Genomic DNA, 23,259 nt, shown 5'->3' on the forward strand with positions numbered 1-23,259 from the left:
TACACGCGGGCGATGCTCCTCGCCCGCGCATTCACTCAGAACGTTTCCCAGTGGCTATCGCCGGTGCCCGCGCTGGCGGCTGCCGGTCGCAGGAGCTGCGGCGTTTTAATGGCTGCTGCACGCGGCGTGGCGGCGTTTTCCTTGACGTTCAGGCGAAACGCCGCGACGGCCTGGCGCAGCTGCTCGGACTGATCTTCCAGCGCTGCGGCGGCCGTTGCGGACTCCTGCACCAGCGCGGCGTTCTGCTGGGTGACGCTGTCCATCTGCGATACCGCCAGGCTCACCTGCTCAATTCCGCGACTCTGCTCGTCGGACGCGGATGAAATTTCACCCATAATATCGGTCACGCGGGTGACGGCCGCGACGATCTCCTTCATCGTATCGCCCGCCTCGCTGACCTGCTCGGAACCGGTATTGACCCGGTTTACGGAGTTCTCAATCAGCCCTTTGATCTCTTTTGCCGCCTGCGCGCTGCGGCTTGCCAGCGTGCGCACTTCACCCGCCACCACGGCGAATCCGCGGCCCTGTTCTCCGGCGCGGGCGGCTTCTACCGCGGCGTTAAGCGCCAGGATATTGGTCTGGAAGGCGATGCTGTCGATCACCCCGGTGATGTGGGCGATTTGCTGCGAACTGTCGGCGATTTCGGTCATCGTGCGCACCACGTTATCCACCACGCGGCCGCCGCGGGCGGCGGTATCGGAGGCGTTTTTGGCCAGCAGCGTCGCCTGGCGCGCGTTGTCGGAGTTCTGTTTGACCGTGGCGGTCAGCTCTTCCATGCTGGCGGCGGTCTCCTCGAGCGACGCGGCCTGCTGTTCGGTACGGGCGGAGAGATCGTTGCTTCCCGCCGCAATTTCGCCGGCACCGGTATAGATTGCGTCGGTGCTGCCGCGCACCGCGCTCACCGTGCTCACCAGCGACTGCTGCATCTCGTCCAGCCCGGCGGCCAGCTGGCCCATTTCGTTATGGCCGGAGAGGGGAATGGTGTGCGTCAAATCGCCGCCCGCGATGGTGCGAATGTGGTCCATAATGGTTTTCAGCGGCTTTAACAGCAGGTGCTGCAGGCCCTGCCAGATCACGACCAGCACGGCGATAACGGCAAGGAAAATGCCCGCGAGCGTCCACTGCATCTGATTAAAGCTGCTCTGATTCTCCTCGGCGGCGGCCTTAAGCAGGGTGTTGTTTTCCGCGCGCCAGCGGGTGTAGACCGCCTCCATATCATCCTGAGCCTGCTGGGCGTCCAGGTCACCGTAGGCCTGATAGTTATCCGCACGCAGGTACTGAATCGACAGGCGCATCACCTCATGCATCTGGCTCCAGGATTTCTGCATCTCCTGCGTGAGCGCCGCGTTCTGGCCGTTCACCTGCGGTATTTTTTGCCAGGCGCCGTAATAGGCTTCCGCTTTGGTCAGGGAGTCGCTGGCCGTGCCCAGCAGCGTATTGATGGCCTCCAGAGACGCCGGATCGCGCTGGTTTTTCAGATAGCGAATCGCCACGCGGGTGACGGTCACGCGCGTTTTCACCAGCGTGTTAACGCTGTCGCTCAGGCTCTCCTGCTGGGCGTTTAGCACCCCGGAGTTCTGGAAGTTAAGTCGGTCGTTGTTGACGGCGGAATAGAACAAGCCGCCCGTGACAACTTGCAGCAGACAGAATATGGTGAGAGCAAAAATAATACCGGTAATCACGTGCAGATTTTTCAGCATAGCGGTCGTCCGTCATATTGGCAGGGGTTACACAACTACTATCGTCGTAGCGAAATTAAACTTTAATTTAACTATTGCTTAACTAATGGTTCCGCAGCGGAACCTCTTGTAAACCCAAATTTTTTTAATGAGGAAGGTCACCATGAGCAGCACAGAGAAAAGCGGTACCTGGACGTTAGGCTCGCGCACCGTTAAGCGACTCGGCTATGGCGCAATGCAGCTTGCAGGCCCCGGCGTTTATGGTCCCCCGAAGGATAAAAACGCGGCGCTGGAAGTGCTGCGCGAAGCGGTGGCGCTGGGCGTAAACCATATCGATACCAGTGATTTTTACGGCCCGCACGTGACCAACCAGCTTATCCGCGAGGCGCTCCATCCTTACCGTGACGACCTGACGATCGTGACGAAAATCGGCGCGCGGCGCGGCGCCGATGCTGCCTGGCTGCCGGCGTTTTCCGCGCAGGAGCTGACGCAGGCCGTGCACGACAACCTGCGCAATCTGCAGCTCGACGTTCTGGACGTGGTTAACCTGCGGATCATGTTTAGCGCGCACGGCCCGGCGGAGGGATCGATTGCCGAGCCGCTCGCCGCGCTGGCGGAGCTACAGCAGCAGGGGCTGGTCCGCCATATCGGCCTGAGCAACGTGACCGCCGCGCAGGTGGCCGAAGCGCAGAAGACGGTGTCCGTCGTCTGCGTGCAGAACATGTACAACATCGTGAACCGCGGCGACGATGCGCTCATCGACGCCCTGGCGCAGCAGGGCATTGCGTACGTGCCGTTCTTCCCGCTGGGCGGCTTCACGCCGCTGCAATCGTCCGGGCTGCAGGCCGTGGCCGATTCGCTGGGCGCGACGGCGATGCAGGTCGCGCTGGCCTGGCTGCTCCAGCGCTCGCCGAATATTCTGCTCATTCCAGGCACCTCTTCCGTGGCGCATCTGCGGCAAAACCTGGCGGCGGCGGATCTGGTGTTACCTCAGGAAGCCCTCGACACGCTGAACGCACTTGTGGAGTAAATATGGATTTTAAGGCAGTAAAGCTTCAGGCAACGACCGCGCCGCGCGGATCCTCCGACGTGGCGCCCGTTCCGCTCACGGACGCGACCCTTCAGGCGCGAAAGGACGCTATTCTTGCCCGAATGGCAGCCGAAGAGTTTGACGCGCTAATTATTTATGCCGACAAGGAGCACGGCGCGAACTTTGAATATCTGACCGGTTTTATTCCCCGCTTTGAAGAGGGGCTGTTAATTATCAAAAATAGCGGAGAGGCGACCGTTATTCTCGGCAATGAAAATCTGAAGATGGCCGCACACTGCCGTATTCCGGTTACGCTAAAGCACAGCCCTTATTTTTCGCTGCCTAACCAGCCCATGGAAAATGATATTCCGCTCGAAACGCTGCTGCGGGAAACGGATTTAGGGGCAATGCAGCGCGTTGGGCTAGTGGGCTGGAAAATGTTTACCTCCGCGCACGCGGATAATAAGCAGCTTTTCGACCTGCCTTATTTTATTGTCGACGCTATTCGCCGCAGCGTTTCAGAGATCGCCGTCCTTGAAAACGCGACGCATCTTTTTATTGACGGCGATATCGGCGCGCGCGTAACGAATAATGCCAACGAAATAGCCCACTACGAATACGGCGCGAATCTTGCCTCGACCTGCATGCTTAACGCCATGAACGCGGTGGAGCCGGGCGTTCGCGAGGCTGACCTCGGCGCGGCGCTTGCGGCGGAAGGGCAATATCATTCGGTCGTGACCATTGCCGCCGGCGGGCCGCGCTTTGAAAAAGCCAACCTGTACCCGACGCACAGGCCGATACGGCGCGGCGAGCCGCTTTCGATGACGACCGGCTTTAAGGGCGGACTATCCAGCCGCACCGGGTTCGTGATTGCCGATGAAAGCGAGCTGCCGGATACCCAGAAAGATTATCTCGACCGCGTCGCCAGGCCCTATTTTGCGGCCGTCGTCGCCTGGCTTGAAAATATCCGCATCGGCATGACGGGCGGCGAGATATATTCGCTGGTTGAGGCCGTGCTGCCGAAAGAAAAATACGGCTGGCACCTTAATCCGGGCCACCTGAGCGCGGACGAAGAGTGGATGTCATCCCCCATTTTTGACCGCTCCGTGCAAACGCTGAAAAGCGGCATGATCCTGCAAATCGATATCATTCCTTCCGTGAAGGGCTATACCGGGACCAGCGCGGAAGAGAGCATCGCCCTGGCGGATCGTGAGCTTCAGGCGGAGATCCAGCGTGATTATCCCGAACTCTGGGCGCGCATCGAAGCCCGCAGGCGCTATATCCGCGACGTGCTTAAGATTCACCTGAGCGAAGACGTTATTCCGCTCTCTAATACGGTGGCGTATTTACGGCCTTTCTTCCTCGCAAAGGAAAACGCGTTTACCTGCTAAATGCCCGTCGGCAAATCTGTAATAGAGAGCATGGTTATTTTTAACGTTGTCGGCCATGCTCTCTGTATTCGCACGGTAAAACACGGAAGCGCCATCCATGCGCAATGTCCTGATCCCGCTCGCCGCCGCCGTCGCTTCAGGAGGCGCTGGATATTCCCTTCAAAGGCGTGGCCTATACGCTACGGGTGGGCCACAGCGTTATGGACGCGTCGGGCAAGGTGTCGACGGAGCCTGCGCCAGCGGCGGGCGTGGGTCGCGTCGCGGCTGCGGGCGACCCGTACAGCATTGAATACAATCACCCTCCGATGCTGAGCGTGCAGAGGCTGGTCAGGCAGGGGGGCGGCATCCTGCTCTTTCTGCTGCTCATCGCCTGCCTCTCTGCCTATGTCGTCTACAAATACCTGAACAAAAAAACGCTTCCCGAGGAGTCGCTTCGCCGCGCGATTGCAAAAGGGGAAATCGTTCCGTTTTATCAGCCTGGCGCGAAAGCTCTCTATCAGCATCGTCGCCGAAGGCGTGGAAACCCGCGCCCAGCTTGACTACCTCAACCGGAACAACATTACCTTCCAGCAGGGATACTATTTCTTTAAGGCAGTCCCTTTTGCCGGTTTGATACACATTTTGCTGTCGAAGCCCAGGGTGAAGGTGATTGTTGAATAACTGACCAAACGATTTGCCCTGTCGAAATTAAATCCCCCACACTTCAATGCGTTTGGCTTCATCCCCCTGAAAGCGGCTTGATCGCTGGCCGATATCCGTAATACTGTATATAAATACAGTATGCAGTGAAAAGGACATTTATGAGCACTCTCATTTCTTATCAGCCAGAGCAAAACGTGGAGCTCCCGCTGTTCGTCGAGCGCGTTGCCTGCGGCTTTCCGAGCCCCGCGCAGGACTATGTGGAAGAGCGTCTCGACCTTAACCGGCTGGTGGTCAGACACCCCAGCGCGACCTATTTTGTGAAGGTGAGCGGAGACTCGATGATTGGGGCGGGGATCGGCGACGGCGATCTGCTGGTGGTCGACCGATCGCTGACCGCCGGGCATGGCGACATCATCGTGGCGTCGGTTGGCGGAGAGTTCACGGTAAAGGAGCTGCAGACGCGCCCCGCGCTTCGCCTGGTGCCGCACAATCCCGGCTATAAGCCCATACTCTTTCAGTCCGAAGATGAGCTGCAGATCTTCGGCGTCGTCACCCACACGCTGAAAACGTATAAACATGTTCGCGCTGGTTGACGTCAATAGCTTTTACGCGTCCTGCGAGACGGTGTTTCGACCGGATCTGCAGGGAAAGCCGGTGGTGGTGGTTTCCAATAACGACGGCTGCATCATCTCGCTTTCGCGGGAAGCGAAACGGCTCGGCATCAAAATGGGAGAACCCTACTTCAAGTTCAAAGAGAAGGGCTATCCGCTGCAGGTTTACGTGTTTAGCTCGAACTACGCGCTGTATGCCGATCTCAGCAGCCGCGTGATGCAGACGCTGGCCGATATGGCTCCGGCGATTGAGATTTACTCCATCGATGAGGCCTTCGTCAGCGTATCGGGCGTCGGCAACTGTATGTCGCTGGAGGCATTTGGGCGTCAAATGCGCGATAGCGTCTATAAAAACACCGGTTTGACGGTGGGCGTGGGCATTGCCCCGACGAAAACCCTGGCAAAGCTGGCGAACTTCGCGGCCAAAAAATGGCCTTCGACGGGCGGCGTTGTCGACTTATCCTGCCCCGAACGGCAGCGCAAGCTGCTGGCGGTCGTCCCCGTTGACGAGGTGTGGGGCGTAGGGCGGCGCATCACCAAAAAGCTTAACGCCATGGGGATCGCGACGGCGCAGGATCTGGCGGCAAGCTCGCTATGGGTGCTTAGAAAGCATTTCAACGTTGTCCTGGAACGCACGGCGCGCGAGCTGCGCGGCGAGTGCTGCCTAGGGCTGGAGGAGTTTGCCCCCACCAAACAGCAGATCGTCTGCAGCCGCTCGTTTGGGCACCGCATTACGGAATACGTTGAGATGCACCAGGCCATCTGCGCGTACGCGGAGCGCGCGGCGGAAAAGCTGCGCGGGGAACGCCAGCACTGCCGCCTCATCAGCGTCTTCTTACGCACCAGCCCGCATGCGGACAATGAGGTCTATTACGGCAACCAGGCGTCAACGATACTCATGACCCCGTCGAATGACACGCGCGATATCATCCGCGCTGCGACGACGGCGCTGGATCGCATATGGCTCGAGGGATATCGCTACATGAAGGCGGGCGTGATGCTGGCCGATTTTTTCAGCAGCGGCGTTGCGCAGCTGAATTTGTTCGATGCCCAGCAGCCGCAGGCCAACAGCGCGGCATTAATGGACGTGATTGACTGCCTGAATCATTCCGGAAAAGGCAAGGTGTGGTTTGCCGGGCAGGGCATTGAGAAAGCCTGGAAAATGAAGCGTGAAATGCTCTCTCCGGCGTATACGACGCGGTATGCGGATTTGCCGATAGCGAAATAACGCTGCGCCGGGCTCTGCCTGCACCCGCGGTACAGGCAGCTCGCGTACAGCCTTACTTTTTATTGAGCATCGACTTTAAATCGGCAAACGGATTGTACGTGGCCGCGCCCACGTCCTTCTGCGCATCTTCACCCGCTACGACGGTGGTGCCGTACTGGTCGGCTTCGGTGTACTTGGAGTGCTCGTGATCGTGGCAGAACAGGCACAGCAGCTCCCAGTTGCTGCCGTCGGGCGGGTTATTGGTATGATCGTGATCGATATGGTGAACCGTGAGTTCACGAAGGTTTGAGTAAACAAATTCGCGCGAGCAGCGTCCGCATACCCACGGATAAATTTTCAGGGCTTTTTCACGGTAGCCGCTTTCGAGCTGCGCGTAGTTTCTTGGGATTAGGGCCATGGCCGATGTTACCTGTGACGAAGGGTCCCTTCGGGGGACGAAAGCGTAAGAATAGCGCAAAGCGAGGGCGGGATGAAGCGATCGCCGCCGCGCGCTGGCCGTGCCAAATCTCCGGCGCGTGGATTACAATGCGCAGGCTATCGAATCCATAAAGTGAGATGTACCGCGTGACCGCCATGGAAAATATTGCTCTTACGTATCGCCGTTACGGCGAGCCTGACGTCGTTCTGGAGGCTGAAACCGCTGTGCCCGCGGCGCGGCTGGCAGGGCATCTTCGGGTGCGCATGCTGTTTTCTCCCGTGAACGCCTCCGATCTGATCCCCATTACCGGCGCGTATCGCCACCGGACGACGCTGCCCGCCGTCGCCGGATACGAAGGCATTGGCGTAGTGACAGACGCGCCCGGGGATTACGCGCATCTGCTGGGCAGGCGCGTGCTGCCGCTGCGCGGGCAGGGGACGTGGCAGCGCGTGGTCGACTGCCCGGCTGAGTATGCGATCCCCGTTCCCGAAGAGATGGATTCGCTGCGCGCCGCGCGGGCGTATATCAATCCGCTCGCCGCGCAGATGATGCTCACGCGCTATTCGCCGCGGGGTAAAACGGTGCTCTTAACCGCTGCCGGATCGGACTGCGCCATCCTGCTCGGCCAGTGGGCGCTGAACGCGGGGGCGCAGGCGGTCTACGGTGTTCATCGTTCCCCGATTCATGCCGACAGGCTGGCCGCGATGGGGATTATCCCGATCGCACAGGATGATGTTTCTGCCGTTTGCGAAGCCGCCGCGCGCGCGGAGGTGACGTATGACGCCACCGGCGGCGGCCTGGCCGAAACCATTCTGAGCCTCATGCCGGAGCAGGGGATTTTTGTCTGCTACGGGCTGCTTTCCGGGCAGACGTTCCGCCAGCGCCAGGCGCTGCCGCGCGTGGAATGGTTTCATATTCGCAACTACCTGGAGGTGTTAGACGCAACGGCCTGGCAGGCGCAGTTCACGGCGATCTGGCCTAAGCTTCGCGCCAGCCGGTACAGCGACGCGACGCTGTTCCCGCTGGCGGAATGGCGGGCGGCGCTGGGCGCGTACCGCGAGGCCGGAAGGCTCAGCAAGCCCATGCTGTCGATGGAGGACTGAGCCCGCGCGCTATTTGTGGCTCATGTCGCTCAGCAGGATGGCGATGCTTTGCCCGCCTTCCGTTTGCTCCAGGCCAATCTTCACGATAATGGTCAGCGGAACGGAGAGCAGCATGCCGACGGGGCCGAGCAGCCAGCCCCAGAAAATCAGCGACAGGAACACCACCAGCGTGGAGAGCCCGAGGCCGCGCCCCATCATCCGCGGTTCCAGTATGTTGCCGAAAACGAGGTTAATCGCCAGATAGCCCGCCAACAGGACAAGCGCATCATACAGCCCGCTGAACACCAGCACCTGGAGGATCGGCGGTATGGCCGCCAGCACGGAACCGATGTTGGGAATATAGTTGAGCGCGAAGGCCAGCAGCCCCCAGACAAACGCAAAGCGCACGTCCAGCGCGCCCAGCATCGCCCAGACGACAAGCCCCGTCACCAGGCTGATGGCCGTTTTCAACACCAGGTAGCGAGAGACGCTGTCCAGCGCCCGCTGAATGGCCCCCATTCCTTCCACCGGACGGACCATGATCTGCTGCAGCTTGGCGGGCAATTGCGGTACCTCCAGCAGCATAAACACCACCGTCAGAAACAGCAGAAATATCGACGTCATCGCGTTGGAAAGCTGCGCCAGCAGGCCGGTGACGAGCGTCATGGCGGCATTCGGATCGACATACTTCAGCAGCTCTTCAACGGAGATCTCAATCCCCGCGCGCTGCAGCCAGGGCTCGAGCTGCAATAGCGGCACCGCCAGCGAGGAGCGGTATTTCGGCAGGGTGCGCGCCAGCTCGTTCAGCGAGGTGCCAAGATACGCCACCAGCAGCACCATGGCGCAAATGATAATGCCGATCAGCAGCGTAATCGCCAGCACGCGCGGAATGCGCAGGCGAACCATGCGCTGCACCAGCGGGTTCAGGATCACGGCAATGAACAGCGCCAGAATGAAGGGCACGATGATGTCGGCGGCAAAGCGAACGCCGGTGAGAACGATCACCAGCATGCCCAGCATAATAACGATCTTAAGCCCGTTCAGCGTAATGATGGGTTTGGCCATGGAAATTCCTGATTAATCTTTTTATTTATAATAGAGCCTAACCGCCTCGCAATAAACTAACCAAAATCAAACGAACTGGGTAAAGAATTGAAAAGGCTTTGAGTAAAATCTTAGCTTGTGGTACAAATTACGCGTGTTCAACTACTGAGGACAATTTTCATCCGCACAGACGAGAAGCAACAACGCGGATAATTGTAATTTTATGGACAATTTGTTCAGGACCTATTTTTCAAACAATACCGCAGTCTTTTCTACTTCTATTTGCCTCCTTTCTGCCGAGCAACACTGGCGCAACGCGCTATAGTCACGTCTTCTGCCTGAGCTGGCGCTACGCGCTTAGCTGACCAATCGTATTTCAATTTTTTAGGTTTGCTGTCCACAGCGAGCCACGATGGACTATATTCTCAAGCAGGAGAAAACCATGTTTTACTGGATTTTATTAGCTCTGGCGATCGTCGCTGAAATTACAGGCACGCTGTCTATGAAATGGGCTAGCGTCAGCGACGGCAACACCGGCTTTATTTTAATGCTGGTAATGATTTCACTCTCATATATTTTCCTCTCCTTCGCGGTGAAGAAGATCGCGCTGGGCGTGGCGTACGCCCTGTGGGAAGGTATCGGTATTTTATTGATTACCCTCTTTAGCGTCATGATATTTGATGAAGTGCTAACGCCAATGAAAATTGCTGGCTTGACCACGCTGGTCGCGGGCATCGTGCTGATTAAATCGGGTACGCGTAAACCGACGAAAAAGCAGAAGGGGGGCGCACATGCAGCAGTTTGAATGGATCCACGCCGCCTGGCTGGCCCTGGCCATCGTGCTGGAAATTGTCGCGAACATCTTTTTGAAGTTTTCAGACGGCTTTCGCCGCAAGTTTTATGGCCTGATGTCGATTGCGGCGGTGCTGGGCGCGTTCAGCGCCCTGTCGCAGGCGGTTAAAGGTATCGATCTTTCCGTGGCGTACGCCCTGTGGGGCGGATTTGGTATCGCCGCAACCCTGGCCGCAGGCTGGGTACTGTTCGGCCAGCGTTTGAATAACAAGGGCTGGATCGGCCTGGTGCTACTGCTGGCGGGCATGATAATGATTAAACTCGCCTGATAAGCGTTCGCCATCATATACAGGCAGCGAAATTCGCTGCCTGTATTACGCTTAAAAAAGAAGAACATTACCCGAGGATGGCGAATGTACCGCACGTTAAGCTGGCGCAATATTCCCACCGCAAGAACGCTGTTTGCCATGATCTTCATGGCCGGGATCGGCTTAATTGTGTCTATCGTCGCGCTGCTCTATCTTTCCCTTCATCTTATTAGCGCCAAAACCAACGAAATTGATGAACACCGGACGGCGCTCTCCGTACAGGGGGCGATCCAGACCTCGGTCAACCGCGTCTCGTCGCTGGTCATTGATAACGCCGTCTGGGACGATGCCGTCAGTGAGGTCTACGCGCCGAGGCTCAATACCGAATGGCTGTTCAATACCTGGGGCGCGGGCTTTAAAATCAATAACCTGTATGACGGTACGTTCGTACTTGATGAACAGTTTAGGGTGCTTTGGGGATCGTTTCGGAGCCGGCCGTTTACGGAAAAAGGGCTCGACTTTTTTGGCAATGGCCTGAAGGCCCTGATTGACCAGCACCGGCAGGCGCTCGCCGGGGAAAGAATATCTTTGCGGGGATCACTCAAACCCGCGACGGCGTTGCGTTTGTCGGGATTGGCCTGATACGGCCCATGATTGGGCCTCTGAAGGCGGAGGGCAACACGCGCCGCTACCTGGTCATCACGCGCCACCTCAACCCACAAATCTTATCCGATCTGGGGGCAACGTTTCAGATCGATAACCTCAATTTTACCCCTGACAAAAGCAACGAGACGAGCATGCCGCTGAAAAGCTCGGCGGGCGAACTGCTGGGCTACCTTAACTGGCAGGCGCGCCTGCCGGGGGCTCAGGCCGCGCGCGCTGCCTCGTCGGATATTACGCAAATCGTCGTCCTGGCCGCGGCCATGATCCTGCTGTTTATCCTGGTCAGCAGCGTGGGGCTGTACAAGCTCGCCAGAGGGGAGAGCCAGGCGCGGCGGGTGGCGAGAACGGACTGGCTAAGCCATTTGCCGAACCGGCGAGCGCTGATTGAAACGCTGGAGCAGGTAAGCCTGCGGGGCGATATCGACGTAAAAAGCGTGGTATTTATCGATCTCGACGGGTTTAAGGACGTAAACGACATTTACGGCCACGGCGTGGGGGACGATCTGATCGTCATGCTGGCGAAGGTGCTGAACGAGCGCGTGCCCGCGGGCGGAATGCTGGCGCGCCTGGGCGGGGACGAATTTGCGATGACGGTGGGCGGGGACCACTCTGAAGCGCTTGCCGCCGGGTTTGCCGCAGAGGTGCTGGACGTGCTTAGCGCGCCGGTTCGCCTGGGCGAGCGCACCATCCACATTGGCGCAAGCATCGGCATTGCCAGCGGAACGCTGATCGAATGCAGCAGCTCGGAGCTGTTTCGCCGGGCGGATATCGCTATGTATCATTCAAAAATTACCGGAAAAGGGCGCATCACCTACTACGATGCCGAGCTGAACAGCGCGCGCGAACAGCAGCTGGCGATTGAAAATCAGATCCGCAGCGGTCTGGAGCGACAGGAATTTGACGTCTGGTATCAGCCGATTATGGATGCGGACAGCCTGAAAATGGTTGGCGTGGAGGCGCTGGTGCGGTGGCCGCGCAGGCCGGGCGGCGAGCTTGGCCCGGATACGTTTATCACCATTGCGGAGACCAGCGGCCTTATCTACAGGCTCGGCCAGTTTGTCCTGCGGCGCGCCTGTCAGGATCTGGAGCCTTTCAGCGACCTGACGCTGTCGGTCAATATCTCCCCGGCGCAGTTTCGCGATCCTGAATTTGAAGACAAAGTGGCGGCCGCGCTGGAGGCGACCCGTTTTCCTGCCGGTCGCCTACAGCTGGAGGTAACGGAAACCTACGTGCTGGAAAACCCGGAACGCGCGCGAGCCGCCATCGCAAACCTGAAGGCGCTGGGCACGGCCGTGGCGCTGGATGATTTTGGCACGGGGTATTCGAGCATTGGCTACCTGCGGCGCTTTAATTTCGACACCATCAAGATAGATAAATCGCTGGCCGGGCTGGTGGATAACGACGAGCAGGCCGCGGCGCTGGTGAGCGGCACGGTGCGCATCGCCAAGGCGCTGGGAATGGCGGTGGTGGCCGAAGGGGTTGAAAACGAAAAGCAGATGCAGCTGCTGCGGCTGGCCGGCTGCGACAGGCTGCAGGGGTTTTGGTTTAGCCAGCCGATGCCGATTGAGGCGATTAGCGCCGGGCGCCAGGCCAGACGGGCTTAAGCTACTGCTGCGCCAGCGCTTCCAGCTTGTCGCGAAAACCGGTCACGGAGAGCGCGCGGTTATCGGCGCGCCATCTGTCTTTGGCCGCCGGGGCAGAGCTTTGAACGCCAATCAGCTGCCAGCCGTTATCCGTTTGCAACATCAGCGGCGAGCCGCTATCGCCCGGCAGCGTATCGCACTGGTGCGACAGTACGCTGTTTTGCGCCCAGCCGGTGACCACACAGTCCGTATGCGTGTAAAGCGTATCCAGATGATCGACCGGATAGCCCGACTGCGTGACTTTACGACCGGCGGCCTTTAGCGCGGCGGTTAGCGCGGCCTTATCGCCGTCGAAGAGCGGCAGCGGGGTAATGCCGGACGGCGGGTAGCGCAGCACGATCAGGCCAAAATCCCACGAGGCCGCGCCCGGGGGCACAATCCAGCCGTCGCCGTCGGGCTTTAGGCGTTTACCCAGGGAAGGGTCGACCCGGCCTTCAATACCGTGGATCTCATAGCGCCACATCCCTTTTTGCGAGACGAAGCGCAGGGCAACGGCCTTGTCCGGCCTGCCGTTTGGCGGCGTGAGCAGACAGTGGCCTGCGGTCAGCGCAAGCTGAGGGGTGATAAGCGTGGCCGTACAGAGGTTGCCGCTGGCGGTTTCCAGCTGGCCAATCGCATCCCAGGGAGCCTGGGTCGGATCGGCAACGCGCGTGCGGTCGTCATGACCGAAAAAAAGCGTTTTTACGTCCTTCGCGCTGATGCCGTCATCATCGCCGTCATCCGCATGTGAAAAGCCCGCAAAAAGAGTAAACGTTCCCAGCAACAACACTACAGATTTACGCATATCACACTCTGGTGGGGGTAATTATGATTATTAAAAGTGAACCCTATGAAAATACTATAGACGGGACGACGCGAAAGTGGGAGTAAAATCAGCGTGCTACATTCATGAAAGATAAAAATGGCTGGCGATGATCGCGCATAAAATTAGCACGATAAGAATGAACTCAAACCGATAGCGTCGCAGCATACGCCCTCCGGATAAAAAAACGGCGCCGATCCTTTTCCGGTTCAGCGCCGGTTTACCAACGTGCCCCGAAGGGCACGGTTCAGCTTGTACGCTTACGCAGCTGGCTGTGCAGCTGGTTTAGCAGCTTCGTGTTTTACTGCTTTTTTGTGATGCTTTTTAGCGGCCTGGGCTTTCTGCTCTGCAGCAGGCTTAGCGGCTGCTTTGTGGTGCTTTTTAGCAGCCTGAGCTTTCTGCTCTACAGCAGGCTTAGCGGCTTTTTTATGGTGCTTTTTGGCCGCCTGCGCTTTCTGCTCTGCAGCAGGTTTAGCCGCTTTGTGGTGTTTCTTATGGTGCACGGTTTTTGCTGGCGCGGCGGTGGTGGCCGCCGGTGCTGGCGTAGCGGTGGTTTCAGCAGCGAACGCAGCAGAAGACAGACCCATAGCAGCGGCAACAACCAGAGCTAATACTTTTTTCATGTTCATACCCTCGAATTTGGTTTTTCATGTAACCCCACTGCGGGGCCGTTGAAATAACTATATCCCTGTAAACTCGAGGTTTCCGTGAGTGATTGGTATCGGCGTGTAACGGAATGTACAGCGCCGGGCAAAACCCGGCGCGCGGTCTTACAGATAACGAGCGGTCAGATGCTCGCGGAAATAGCGGATGTTGAGATCCTCTCCCGTGGCCTGGGTTATGAGCTGCGAGGTGCTGAAGCGGCTGCCGTGCTGCCAGATGTTCTGGCGCAGCCAGTCGAACAGGGCGGAGAAATCACCCTGCGCGATGGCGTCCTGCAGGCCGGGAAGAGCATTTTTGGCGGCGCTGAACAGCTGTGCGGCGTACATTGCGCCCAGCGTGTAAGACGGGAAGTAGCCAAAGCCGCCGTCGGTCCAGTGGATATCCTGCATGCAGCCGTTGCGGTAGTTGTCTTTGGTCGACAGCCCAAGCCAGGCCTGCATTTTCTCATCCCAGAGCGCCGGAATGTCATCCACCTCAATGTCACCGTTGATGAGCGAGCGCTCAATTTCATAACGCAGCACCACGTGCGCCGGATAGCTCACCTCGTCGGCATCCACGCGGATATAGCCCGGCTTGACGCGCTGGTTCCAGGCGATGAAGTTTTCCTCGCTGAAGGCCGCCTGGCTGCCGAAACGCGCGTGAACGGCAGGGAGAAGATGCTTCAGAAACGCTTCGCTGCGGCCGAGCTGCATCTCAAAAAACAGGCTTTGTGATTCATGAATTGCCGTTGAGCGCGCCAGCGCGACGGGCTGGCCGGACCAGGTGCGCGGCAGGTTCTGCTCGTAGCGGGCGTGCCCCGTTTCGTGTATCACGCCAAACAGCGCGCTGAGCAGCTCGTTTTCATCATAGCGGGTGGTGATGCGTACATCTTCCGGCACGCCGCCGCAGAAGGGATGCGCGCTCACGTCCAGGCGCCCGCCGTTGAAATCAAAGCCGAGCATCGTCATGGCTTCCAGCCCCAGCTCGCGCTGGGTGGCGGTCGGGAAAGGCCCCTGCGGGGGGACGAACGACCGCTGGGCCTGCTTTTCGACCACGTTTGCCAGCAGGTCCGGCAGCCAGCTTTTCATGTCGGCAAACAGCGCGTCGAGGCGCGCGCTGGTCATGTCCGGCTCAAAAATATCCAGCAGCGCATCGTAAGGCGAGCCGCCTTTGGCCTCGGCGCGCAGGCGGGCCTCTTCGCGGCTCAGCTTGACGACCTCTTTCAGATTGGCTGAAAAGCCCTGCCAGTCGTTCGCCGGACGCTGGGTGCGCCAGGCGTGTTCGCACCGGCTGCCCGCCAGCGATTTGGCCTCCACCAGCGCTTCCGGCAGCAGCGAGGCCTGCTGATAATGGCGCGTCATCTCGCGCAGGTTGGCCTGCTCAATATCGTTCAGATCTTCCTGTGCAGCCGCCTCCAGCCATTCGCCGACCCGTTTATCGGTCAGAATTTGATGCTGAAGCACGCTCATTTCGGCCAGCGCTTCGCCGCGCGCGGCGCTGCCGCCCGGTGGCATCATGGTGAACATATCCCAGCTGGCGATGGAGGAGAGATGCGAAAAGCGGGAGAGGCGCTGGAAGGTGCGGGTGAGTTGCTGGTAGCTGTTGTTTTTCATGAAGTCCTCGTGTCTGAATCATCCGATGACAAAAATTAGCATCGGCTCGATTTAAACACGAAGAGGGCTGAAAGTTAATGTAGACGTTTGTGCAGGCTGGCACCGACCAGCAGCGCCGCACACAGCATCAGGGCAATAAACCCGCCGACGCCGTTCCAGCCGTAGTGGTGCCAGAATACCCCGCCCAGCGTCCCGGCAATGCTGGAGCCGAGATAGTAGCTAAACAGATACAGGGAAGAGGCCTGGCCTTTCGCGCGGCGCGCGCGCGGACCGATCCAGCTGCTGGCGACGGAGTGCGCGGCGAAGAACCCGGCGGAGAAAAGCAGCATGCCCGCGAAAATCAGCCACAGGGAGGAAAAGAGCGTCAGCAGCAGGCCCAGCAGCATCACCGCCGTGGAGACCAGCATCACCGGGCCGCGGCCAAAGCGCGCGGTCATCGCCCCGGCCTTTGGCGAGCTCCAGGTGCCGGTGAGGTAGGCCACGGAGAGCAGGCCCACCACCGCCTGGTTTAAGTGCCACGGCGAGAGCATCAGCCGGTAGCCGATATAGTTGAAGAGCGTCACGAACGCGCCCATCAGCAGGAAGCCCATCAGGAACAGCCGCGGCAGGCCTTTGTCGCGCCAGTGCAGGCGGAAGTTGATAAACAGCGTTTTCGGGCGCAGGGAGGTCGGGCGAAAATGCCGCGACTCCGGCAGGATTTTCCAGAACATCAGCGCCGAGGCGAGGGCGAAGCAGCCGATCACCGCTAGCGCGATGCGCCAGGTGAAGAAGTCGGTAAATACCCCGCTCAGCAGGCGTCCGCTCATGCCGCCGATCGAGTTCCCGCTGATGTACAGCCCCATTGAAAACGCCACGAAGCTCGGGTGGATCTCTTCGCTAAGGTAGGTCATGCCGACGGCGGCCACGCCGCTGAGCGACAGCCCAATCAGCGCGCGCATCAGCAGAATGCCGTGCCAGCTGGTCATCATCGTCGAAAGCAGCGTACACACGGACGCCAGCATCAGGGCGGTGACCATCACCGGCTTGCGGCCAATGGCATCGGACAGCGGCCCGGTAAACAGCAGGCCGACGGCCAGCATGCCGGTCGAAATCGAGAGCGAAATACTGCTGCTGGCGGGCGATACGCCGAACTCGTGGGAGAGCACGGGCAAAATCGGCTGGACGCAGTAGAGCAGGGCAAAGGTGGCCAGCCCCGCCGAGAAGAGCGCCAGCGTCACGCGCATAAACAGAGGGGTGCCGCGCTTTATAAACTGAACCGGCTGCGGTGGGGCGGGTAAATCATCGACGTCGCTTGCCGGGGCGATATCAATGGAGGTTGTACGACTCACACAATTTCCTTGCTTAACATCCCCGTGATTCAGGTGACGGGTAAGACCACCCACTAAGGGTATGAAAATGTAAATATTCTGTCTAATATATTAATAATCTCAAATGATACTTTTAAAATATGAATATCGAGCTGCGTCATTTACGCTACTTCGTCGCCGTGGCGGAAGAGCTGCATTTTGGCCGGGCCGCCGCCCGGCTTAACATCTCTCAGCCTCCGCTCAGCCAGCAAATTCAGATCCTCGAGCAGCAGGTCGGGGCGCGGCTGCTGGCGCGAACCAACCGCAGCGTCAGCCTGACGGCGGCGGGCGCGCAGTTTCTTGCCGACAGCCGCCAGATCCTCAGCATGGTGGAGGACGCCGCCGCCAGAGCCGAGCGCCTGTACCTCGGCGAAGCAGGCGAGCTGCGCATCGGCTTTACCTCGTCTGCGCCGTTTATCAGCGCCGTGTCGCACACCCTTTCGTCGTTTCGCCGCCATTACCCGGACGTGCATATCCAGACGCGAGAGATAAACACCCGCGAGCAGATCGCCCCCCTGAACGACGGCGCGCTCGACCTGGGGCTGATGCGCAATACCCCGCTGCCGGACTCGCTGGCGCGGCAGGTCATCCTGCGCGAACCGCTGATGGCGATGATCCCGCGCGATCATCCGCTCGCCGCGCGGCCAGTCGTCACGCTGGCGGAGCTGGCGAAGGAGCCGTTTGTCTTTTTCGATCCGCAGGTGGGCACGGGCCTGTACGATGATATTCTTGGCCTGATGCGGCGCTACGGCCTTGCGCCCTCCATTGCCCAGGAGGTGGGTGAGGCGATGACGATCATTGGCCTGGTCTCGGCAGGGCTTGGCGTTTCTATTCTTCCCGCCTCGTTTAAGCGGGTACAATTGCAGGAGATGCGCTGGGTCCCGCTTGCCGAAGGCGATGCCGTATCGGAAATGTGGCTGGTGTGGTCAACGCACCGCGAACAGAGCCACGCCGCGCAGCGTTTCCGAAAGCAGCTAATTAGCGCGTCGCAGGGCGGTTAATTCAGGGAAAAGTGGGCAAAAATGTGCGTCAAATCACATGGCTAAGTAAAAATTTGACGACGCCTGGTGAAGTGCTTCACCATAGCCCACAGTTTATTTCGAAGCTCGAAAATAAGGGAGTACGAGGTGGTTGCTGATAGTCAGCCAGGGCATATCGATCAGATCAAGCAAACCAACGCGGGCGCGGTGTATCGCCTGATTGATCAGCTTGGCCCGGTTTCGCGTATCGATCTTTCGCGTCTTGCGCAGCTGGCGCCCGCCAGTATCACCAAGATTGTTCGCGAAATGCTGGAAGCGCACCTGGTGCAGGAAACGGAAATTCAGGAGCCCGGCAGCCGCGGCCGTCCGGCGGTGGGGCTGGTGGTTGAGACCGAGGCGTGGCACTACCTGTCGATGCGCATCAGCCGGGGAGAGATTTTCCTCGCCCTGCGCGATCTGAGCAGCAAGCTGGTGGTGGAAGACCAGCTCGACCTGCCGCTCGACGTCGGCCACTCTCTTCTCGACGCAATCATCACCCACATCGACCAGTTCTTTATTCGCCACCAGCAGCGCCTCGAACGTTTAACCGCCATTGCGATCACCCTGCCGGGCATCATTGATACCGAAAACGGCATTGTGCACCGCATGCCGTTTTATGAGGGCGTCAAGGAGATGCCGCTGGGCGAGGCGCTGAGAAACCATACCGGCGTGCCGGTCTATATTCAGCACGACATCAGCGCCTGGACCATGGCCGAAGCGCTGTTTGGCGCCTCGCGCGGCGCGCGGGACGTGATTCAGGTCGTTATCGATCACAACGTGGGCGCTGGCGTAATTACCGACGGACGCTTGCTCCATGCGGGAAGCAGCAGCCTGGTCGAAATCGGCCACACGCAGGTCGATCCCTACGGCAAGCGCTGCTACTGCGGCAACCACGGGTGCCTGGAAACCATTGCCAGCGTGGAAAGCGTGCTGGAGCTGGCGCAGGTTCGGCTGAGCCAGTCGATGAGCTCCTCGCTGCACGGCCAGCCCTTAACGGTCGAATCCCTGTGCGCCGCGGCGCGCGAAGGCGATCTGCTGGCGAAGGACATTATTACCGGCGTGGGTAACAACGTCGGGCGCATTCTCGCCATTATGGTGAATTTATTTAATCCGCAAAAAATCCTCATCGGCTCGCCGCTTGGCCAAGCGGCGGATATATTGTTCCCGGCAATATCAGCCTGCATTCACCAGCAGTCGCTCCCGGCGTACAGCCAGAAGATCGTGGTGGAAAGCACGCAGTTCTCGAACCAGGGGACGATGGCCGGTGCGGCGCTGGTGAAAGACGCCATGTACAACGGATCGCTGCTGATTCGGCTATTGCAGGGCTAACTCTTTGCCGCAGATGCAAGAAAAATTGCGCTATCTCAAGCCGGGTAGCGCACACATCCCGTAGACTTCCCCCCTCTGAATTATTTACCTGGTTTATATTTCCGAAGCATACCCAAGAGGTGGAGTGAGTCATGCTTAAGCGTTTCTTTGTTACGGGTACAGATACCTCCGTCGGGAAGACCGTCGTCTCCCGCGCGCTACTGCAGGCCCTGGCGGCGAGCGGTAAATGCGTTGCCGGGTACAAGCCCGTCGCAAAAGGCAGTAAAGAGACGCCTGAGGGGCTGCGCAATAAGGACGCCCTGGTCCTGCAAAGCGTCTCATCCCTTGAGCTGCCGTACCCCGCGGTGAACCCCATCGCCTTAACCGAAGATGAAAGCAGCGTTGCGCACAGCGGCCTGATCAACTACGGCCTGCTGTCTGACGGCCTGGCGAACCTGAGCGGCCAGGCAGACCACGTGGTCGTTGAAGGCACCGGCGGCTGGCGCAGCCTGATGAACGATTTGCGTCCGCTGTCGGAGTGGGTGGTGCAGGAACAGCTCCCGGTCCTGATGGTGGTAGGCATTCAGGAAGGGTGCATTAACCACGCGCTGCTGACGGCGCAGGCCATTGCCAATGACGGCCTGCCTTTCATCGGCTGGGTGGCAAACCGCATCAACCCCGGGCTGGCGCACTACGCTGAAATTATTGACGTCCTGAGCAAGAAGCTGCCTGGACCGCTGGTGGGGGAACTGCCTTACCTGCCGCGCGCCGAACAGCGCGAGCTAGCGCAGTACATCGACCTCGCGGCTTTCGGCGGCGTGTTGCCCGTAGATCGAGTCGTGGCGTAACGTTCGCGACAGCACGGACGCCACCACGCAGGCGACCAGCAGGCCGGGCAGTAAAAAGTACTGCCCGGTCATTTCACAGACCATCAGCGCCGACATGATTGGCGCATGGGTCGTTGCGGCAAGCAGCGTCGCCATCCCCGTTAATCCCAGCAGAATAGCCGTCTCCGAGCCTGGCGCTCCCCACGCAAAAAGCTGCGCGAACAGCATGCCCGTCGCCAAGCCGACGAACAGCGTTGGCGTAAAGACCCCGCCCGGCGCGCCCGAGCCGCTGCTGGCGAGCACCGCCAGCAATTTGCAGATGAATACGCCCGCAATCACCGACAGCAGCGGCGGCGAGATCAAAAACGCCTGCACCACGCTGTAGCCGTTGCCCCAGACCTTCGGCGTCAGCAGCGATAGCAGCCCGACGATCAGCCCGCCCAGCGCCAGCTGCCACGGGGGCGAAAGCCGAAGGCGCAGGAACAGCGCGTGGCTGGCGTCCATCAGCCACATCAGCAGCGGGCCGCACAGCCCGGCGATCAGCCCCATCCCGACGATCAGGGAATAGTCCATCGCACTCAGGGTTTCGCTGAGGTGAACGTCATACAGCGTGTTGGCTCCGGGGCTGAGCAGCCGAGTGGTCAGCAGCGCCACCACGGCGGCAATCACCACCGGGCCGAGCGAGGCGAGCATTAGGGTGCCAAATAAGATCTCGGCGATGAACAGGCTTCCGGCGAGCGGCGCGTGGTAGGCGCTTGCCATGCCCGCGGCGGCTCCGCAGGCGATCCACAGCTTCCACTCCGATTTAGGCGTGAAGCGTTGGGCAAACAGCGAGGCGGCGAGAGCGGCGAGCAGGATCATCGCGCCCTCCCGGCCGATGGCGCTTCCGCTGGACACCACCAGCAGCGATGCGAGGGATTTCACCAGGCTGGCCGCGTAGTCAAACTGCCCATCGCCCGTCTCCAGCGCTTCCATATAATCCGTCGGCGCGTGCGGTCGCTGCGCCGTCAGCCGCTGCCATCCCCACAGGAGCAATCCCGCCGCCAGCCCGCCCAGGGCAGGCGTCAGCGCGCGTCGCCAGGGCGACAGGGCCGCCGCCGCGTTGACCAGGCTGCCGCTTTCGTTACTGAGAAACAGCCATTCCAGCCGGTACATGGAATGGCGAAACAGCGCCACGGCGAGCGCGGCCAGAACGCCGGTGACGGTGGCTATCAGAAGTCGGCGAAACATCGCCCGGATGTCAGGGTAAGCGTGAAGGCGCTGCATGGGTTACGCATCAACGGAAAAGATACAATATTGTGGCGGCAAATCGCGGGGTTAGCAAAAGTTATGCGTGCGAAAAAAAACCGGGCAGAGCCCGGTGTGGAGGTTAGCTGTCGCTGTGAATATTGAGCGCCCGGCGGGTGCGGCCCGAGCTCAGGTATTCCGCAATGTAGTCCTGCGAGATTTCGCCGTTGTAGCGGCCGTCTTCGTCCACGATCGGCATCCAGCTGGTGTTGCTCTCATACAGGCGGGAGAGCACCACGCGCAGGTTGTCTTCCGCCTTGCCGGTCATGCGGAACGGGTGCAGCAGATCCGCGCACGATCCGCTGGCGTGGCGCGCTTCGCGGCGCTTCACAAACCCCAGCGGCTTGCCGTGTTCATCGACCACGGTGATGGCGCGGATGTCGTTATCATCCATCAGCGCAAACGCCTCGGCCAGCGGAGTCGAGTGGCGAACCGTAATGGTCGGCTGCTGGTCCGTGACGTCGCCCGCGGAGACCAGCAGCAGGCGCTTCAGGGTGCGATCCTGCCCGACGAAGGAGCCGACAAACTCGTTGGCCGGCTTCGCCAGCAGCTCGTCCGGGCTGGCGCACTGCACGATGCGGCCCTGGCGGAAGACCGCGATGCGGTCGCCCAGTTTGAGCGCCTCGTCAATGTCGTGGCTGACCAGCATCACCGTTTTCTTCAGCTTGCGCTGCATCTCCAGGAACTGGTTCTGGATCACCTCGCGGTTGATCGGGTCGACCGCGCCGAACGGTTCGTCCATCAGCAGCACCGGCGGATCCGCCGCCAGGGCGCGGATCACGCCGATACGCTGCTGCTGGCCGCCGGACATTTCGCGCGGATAGCGGTTGAGGAACTTGTGCGGATCCATCGCCACCATGTCCATGAGCTCCTCGGCGCGGGATTTGCAGCGGGCCTTGTCCCAGCCCAGCATGCGCGGCACCACGGTAATGTTCTCTTCAATGGTCATATTCGGGAACAGGCCAATCTGCTGGATCACGTAGCCAATGTTGCGGCGCAGGGTCACGGTGTCCATTGCGCTGGTGTCTTCGCCGTTGATCAGGATCTTACCGCTGCTTGGCGCAATCAGGCGATTAATCATCTTAAGCGTGGTGGTTTTGCCGCAGCCGGACGGGCCGAGCAGAACGCACATTTCACCTTCCGGCACGTTCAGATTGACGTTGTCGACGGCCTTAAAGGTCTGGCCGTGCTTCTGTGAAAATTGCTTGGTGAGGTTTTCCAGTTTTATCATTATCGAATCCCCTTTGGAGTCAGAGCCACCTGCAGACGGTGCAGCAGCCAGTCGAGCACGATGGCTAAAAGACAGATCATCAGCGCGCCCGCAATCAACATACGAATATCGCTCCCGCCGATGCCGTTAAGCAGCAGCAGGCCAAGGCCGCCCGCGCCGATCACGGCGGCGATCGCCATGACGCCGATATTCATCACCACGGCGGTGCGGATCCCGCCGAAAATCACCGGCAGCGCCATCGGGATTTCAACCCAGCGCAGACGCTGCCAGAAGGTCATCCCGATGCCGCGCCCCGCCTCGCGCAGGCCCGGCGGCAGGCTGTCCAGCGCCGTGTGGGTGTTGCGCACAATCGGCAGCAGCGAGTAGAGAAACACCGCCGTCACGGCGGGCAGGGCGCCAATGCCCTGACCGACCAGCGAGAACAGCGGGATCATCAGGCCAAACAGGGCGATGGACGGGATGGTGAGTACGATGGTCGCAATCCCCAGCACCGGCGTGGCCAGCCATTTGTGACGGACAATTAAAATCCCCAGCGGAACGCCGATGATAATCGCCAGCCCCACTGCCAGCGCCACTAGCCACAGATGCTGCAGCGTCAGCGTTAAGAGATAGTCCCAGTTGTCAACAATGTAGTGAATCGTCTCCATAGCGCC

22 protein-coding genes and 1 pseudogene are annotated in these 23,259 nt (G+C 59.7%); 13 read left to right on the forward strand and 10 right to left on the reverse strand.

Going from position 1 to position 23,259, the window contains the following annotated elements; translation table 11 throughout:
• Positions 1-35 precede the first annotated feature (35 nt).
• Positions 36-1,700, reverse strand: coding sequence for a methyl-accepting chemotaxis protein (locus tag AB8804_RS14175; RefSeq protein ID WP_371187167.1), 1,665 nt, complete (start codon positions 1,698-1,700; stop codon positions 36-38).
• 142 nt (positions 1,701-1,842) lie between these two features.
• Between AB8804_RS14175 and AB8804_RS14180 the strand changes: the two genes are divergently transcribed.
• The 6 genes from AB8804_RS14180 (at position 1,843) to umuC (ending at position 6,581) form a co-directional block, all read left to right on the forward strand.
• Positions 1,843-2,709, forward strand: a complete 867-nt coding sequence (locus AB8804_RS14180; protein WP_371187169.1) for an aldo/keto reductase family oxidoreductase — start codon at positions 1,843-1,845, stop codon at positions 2,707-2,709.
• A gap of 2 nt (positions 2,710-2,711) precedes the next feature.
• A complete protein-coding gene (locus AB8804_RS14185) occupies positions 2,712-4,100 on the forward strand; it encodes a M24 family metallopeptidase (RefSeq protein WP_371187171.1) in 1,389 nt (462 codons plus the stop codon).
• Between the two features lie 167 nt (positions 4,101-4,267).
• Positions 4,268-4,639, forward strand: coding sequence for a hypothetical protein (locus AB8804_RS14190; RefSeq protein ID WP_371187173.1), 372 nt, complete (start codon positions 4,268-4,270; stop codon positions 4,637-4,639).
• On the forward strand, positions 4,617-4,760 hold the full coding sequence (locus tag AB8804_RS14195; RefSeq protein ID WP_371187175.1) for a cyclic diguanylate phosphodiesterase (EAL) domain protein: 144 nt from the start codon (positions 4,617-4,619) through the stop codon (positions 4,758-4,760). The genes AB8804_RS14190 and AB8804_RS14195 overlap by 23 nt, the downstream gene beginning before the upstream one ends.
• 140 nt (positions 4,761-4,900) lie before the next feature.
• Positions 4,901-5,335, forward strand: a complete 435-nt coding sequence (umuD, locus tag AB8804_RS14200; protein ID WP_371187177.1) for a translesion error-prone DNA polymerase V autoproteolytic subunit — start codon at positions 4,901-4,903, stop codon at positions 5,333-5,335.
• Complete coding sequence (gene umuC, locus AB8804_RS14205) at positions 5,319-6,581, forward strand: translesion error-prone DNA polymerase V subunit UmuC (protein WP_371187179.1); 1,263 nt, start codon at positions 5,319-5,321, stop codon at positions 6,579-6,581. The genes umuD and umuC overlap by 17 nt, the downstream gene beginning before the upstream one ends.
• Positions 6,582-6,633: 52 nt before the next feature.
• Here umuC and yajD read toward each other — a convergent pair whose 3' ends face one another.
• Positions 6,634-6,978 (reverse strand): HNH nuclease YajD, encoded by a 345-nt coding sequence (gene yajD / locus AB8804_RS14210; RefSeq protein WP_371187181.1) that lies wholly within the window; start codon positions 6,976-6,978, stop codon positions 6,634-6,636.
• 176 nt (positions 6,979-7,154) lie between these two features.
• On the opposite strand from yajD, the gene AB8804_RS14215 reads away from it, so the two are divergent.
• Positions 7,155-8,102, forward strand: a complete 948-nt coding sequence (locus tag AB8804_RS14215) for a zinc-dependent alcohol dehydrogenase family protein (protein WP_371187183.1) — start codon at positions 7,155-7,157, stop codon at positions 8,100-8,102.
• Positions 8,103-8,111: 9 nt separating this feature from the next.
• Here the strand turns inward: AB8804_RS14215 and AB8804_RS14220 are convergent, their stop codons facing one another.
• Positions 8,112-9,146, reverse strand: coding sequence for an AI-2E family transporter (locus AB8804_RS14220; protein ID WP_371187185.1), 1,035 nt, complete (start codon positions 9,144-9,146; stop codon positions 8,112-8,114).
• Between the two features lie 421 nt (positions 9,147-9,567).
• Between AB8804_RS14220 and mdtJ the strand changes: the two genes are divergently transcribed.
• The 3 genes and pseudogenes from mdtJ to AB8804_RS14235 all read left to right on the forward strand — a co-directional run bounded on the left by mdtJ (position 9,568) and on the right by AB8804_RS14235 (position 12,492).
• Positions 9,568-9,930, forward strand: coding sequence for a multidrug/spermidine efflux SMR transporter subunit MdtJ (gene mdtJ, locus AB8804_RS14225; RefSeq protein WP_371187187.1), 363 nt, complete (start codon positions 9,568-9,570; stop codon positions 9,928-9,930).
• Positions 9,917-10,246, forward strand: coding sequence for a multidrug/spermidine efflux SMR transporter subunit MdtI (mdtI, locus tag AB8804_RS14230; RefSeq protein WP_371187189.1), 330 nt, complete (start codon positions 9,917-9,919; stop codon positions 10,244-10,246). Before mdtJ ends, mdtI begins: the two co-directional genes overlap by 14 nt.
• 84 nt (positions 10,247-10,330) lie before the next feature.
• Positions 10,331-12,492 (forward strand): annotated as a pseudogene (locus AB8804_RS14235) (EAL domain-containing protein).
• Between the two features lies 1 nt (position 12,493).
• Here the strand turns inward: AB8804_RS14235 and AB8804_RS14240 are convergent.
• The 4 genes from AB8804_RS14240 to AB8804_RS14255 form a co-directional block, all read right to left on the reverse strand.
• The gene (locus AB8804_RS14240) at positions 12,494-13,315 is read right to left on the reverse strand and encodes a serine protease (protein ID WP_371187191.1); all 822 of its coding nucleotides are present in this window, start codon (positions 13,313-13,315) and stop codon (positions 12,494-12,496) included.
• 278 nt (positions 13,316-13,593) lie between these two features.
• Positions 13,594-13,956, reverse strand: coding sequence for an acid resistance repetitive basic protein Asr (gene asr / locus AB8804_RS14245; RefSeq protein WP_371187193.1), 363 nt, complete (start codon positions 13,954-13,956; stop codon positions 13,594-13,596).
• A gap of 147 nt (positions 13,957-14,103) precedes the next feature.
• On the reverse strand, positions 14,104-15,588 hold the full coding sequence (locus tag AB8804_RS14250; protein WP_371187195.1) for a carboxypeptidase M32: 1,485 nt from the start codon (positions 15,586-15,588) through the stop codon (positions 14,104-14,106).
• 74 nt (positions 15,589-15,662) lie between these two features.
• Positions 15,663-16,916, reverse strand: coding sequence for an MFS transporter (locus AB8804_RS14255; RefSeq protein ID WP_371187197.1), 1,254 nt, complete (start codon positions 16,914-16,916; stop codon positions 15,663-15,665).
• 119 nt (positions 16,917-17,035) lie between these two features.
• Between AB8804_RS14255 and AB8804_RS14260 the strand changes: the two genes are divergently transcribed.
• The 3 genes from AB8804_RS14260 to bioD all read left to right on the forward strand — a co-directional run bounded on the left by AB8804_RS14260 (position 17,036) and on the right by bioD (position 20,109).
• Complete coding sequence (locus AB8804_RS14260) at positions 17,036-17,935, forward strand: LysR family transcriptional regulator (RefSeq protein ID WP_371187199.1); 900 nt, start codon at positions 17,036-17,038, stop codon at positions 17,933-17,935.
• 126 nt (positions 17,936-18,061) lie between these two features.
• Positions 18,062-19,282, forward strand: a complete 1,221-nt coding sequence (mlc, locus tag AB8804_RS14265) for a sugar metabolism global transcriptional regulator Mlc (protein ID WP_371187201.1) — start codon at positions 18,062-18,064, stop codon at positions 19,280-19,282.
• Positions 19,283-19,413: 131 nt separating this feature from the next.
• On the forward strand, positions 19,414-20,109 hold the full coding sequence (gene bioD, locus AB8804_RS14270) for a dethiobiotin synthase (protein ID WP_371187203.1): 696 nt from the start codon (positions 19,414-19,416) through the stop codon (positions 20,107-20,109).
• Here the strand turns inward: bioD and clcB are convergent.
• The 3 genes from clcB to osmW form a co-directional block, all read right to left on the reverse strand.
• The gene (gene clcB / locus AB8804_RS14275; RefSeq protein ID WP_371187205.1) at positions 20,044-21,354 is read right to left on the reverse strand and encodes a voltage-gated ClC-type chloride channel ClcB; all 1,311 of its coding nucleotides are present in this window, start codon (positions 21,352-21,354) and stop codon (positions 20,044-20,046) included. The two genes, bioD and clcB, sit on opposite strands and share 66 nt — an antisense overlap.
• Positions 21,355-21,457: 103 nt before the next feature.
• Entirely contained in the window at positions 21,458-22,606 is a 1,149-nt protein-coding gene (gene osmV / locus AB8804_RS14280; protein WP_371187207.1) for an osmoprotectant ABC transporter ATP-binding protein OsmV, read from the reverse strand.
• Positions 22,606-23,253 (reverse strand): osmoprotectant ABC transporter permease OsmW, encoded by a 648-nt coding sequence (osmW, locus tag AB8804_RS14285; protein ID WP_371187209.1) that lies wholly within the window; start codon positions 23,251-23,253, stop codon positions 22,606-22,608. Before osmW ends, osmV begins: the two co-directional genes overlap by 1 nt.
• Positions 23,254-23,259: the final 6 nt, after the last annotated feature.

Origin of the sequence: Enterobacter sp. KBR-315C3_2022 (assembly GCF_041399425.1) — a bacterium.
Classification (GTDB): Bacteria; Pseudomonadota; Gammaproteobacteria; order Enterobacterales; family Enterobacteriaceae; genus Enterobacter.

What these genes read in the sequence shown, in the direction of transcription:
- AB8804_RS14180 (WP_371187169.1), top strand. Translation starts at nt 1,843, where the DNA reads ATGAGCAGCACAGAGAAAAGCGGTACCTGGACGTTAGGCTCGCGCACC.
- yajD (WP_371187181.1), bottom strand. Translation starts at nt 6,978, where the DNA reads ATGGCCCTAATCCCAAGAAACTACGCGCAGCTCGAAAGCGGCTACCGT.
- umuD (WP_371187177.1), top strand. Translation starts at nt 4,901, where the DNA reads ATGAGCACTCTCATTTCTTATCAGCCAGAGCAAAACGTGGAGCTCCCG.
- bioD (WP_371187203.1), top strand. Translation starts at nt 19,414, where the DNA reads ATGCTTAAGCGTTTCTTTGTTACGGGTACAGATACCTCCGTCGGGAAG.
- umuC (WP_371187179.1), top strand. Translation starts at nt 5,319, where the DNA reads ATGTTCGCGCTGGTTGACGTCAATAGCTTTTACGCGTCCTGCGAGACG.
- mdtJ (WP_371187187.1), top strand. Translation starts at nt 9,568, where the DNA reads ATGTTTTACTGGATTTTATTAGCTCTGGCGATCGTCGCTGAAATTACA.
- AB8804_RS14185 (WP_371187171.1), top strand. Translation starts at nt 2,712, where the DNA reads ATGGATTTTAAGGCAGTAAAGCTTCAGGCAACGACCGCGCCGCGCGGA.
- AB8804_RS14220 (WP_371187185.1), bottom strand. Translation starts at nt 9,146, where the DNA reads ATGGCCAAACCCATCATTACGCTGAACGGGCTTAAGATCGTTATTATG.
- AB8804_RS14250 (WP_371187195.1), bottom strand. Translation starts at nt 15,588, where the DNA reads ATGAAAAACAACAGCTACCAGCAACTCACCCGCACCTTCCAGCGCCTC.
- mdtI (WP_371187189.1), top strand. Translation starts at nt 9,917, where the DNA reads ATGCAGCAGTTTGAATGGATCCACGCCGCCTGGCTGGCCCTGGCCATC.
- clcB (WP_371187205.1), bottom strand. Translation starts at nt 21,354, where the DNA reads ATGCAGCGCCTTCACGCTTACCCTGACATCCGGGCGATGTTTCGCCGA.
- AB8804_RS14175 (WP_371187167.1), bottom strand. Translation starts at nt 1,700, where the DNA reads ATGCTGAAAAATCTGCACGTGATTACCGGTATTATTTTTGCTCTCACC.
- AB8804_RS14260 (WP_371187199.1), top strand. Translation starts at nt 17,036, where the DNA reads ATGAATATCGAGCTGCGTCATTTACGCTACTTCGTCGCCGTGGCGGAA.
- osmV (WP_371187207.1), bottom strand. Translation starts at nt 22,606, where the DNA reads ATGATAAAACTGGAAAACCTCACCAAGCAATTTTCACAGAAGCACGGC.
- AB8804_RS14215 (WP_371187183.1), top strand. Translation starts at nt 7,155, where the DNA reads ATGGAAAATATTGCTCTTACGTATCGCCGTTACGGCGAGCCTGACGTC.
- osmW (WP_371187209.1), bottom strand. Translation starts at nt 23,253, where the DNA reads ATGGAGACGATTCACTACATTGTTGACAACTGGGACTATCTCTTAACG.
- asr (WP_371187193.1), bottom strand. Translation starts at nt 13,956, where the DNA reads ATGAAAAAAGTATTAGCTCTGGTTGTTGCCGCTGCTATGGGTCTGTCT.
- AB8804_RS14240 (WP_371187191.1), bottom strand. Translation starts at nt 13,315, where the DNA reads ATGCGTAAATCTGTAGTGTTGTTGCTGGGAACGTTTACTCTTTTTGCG.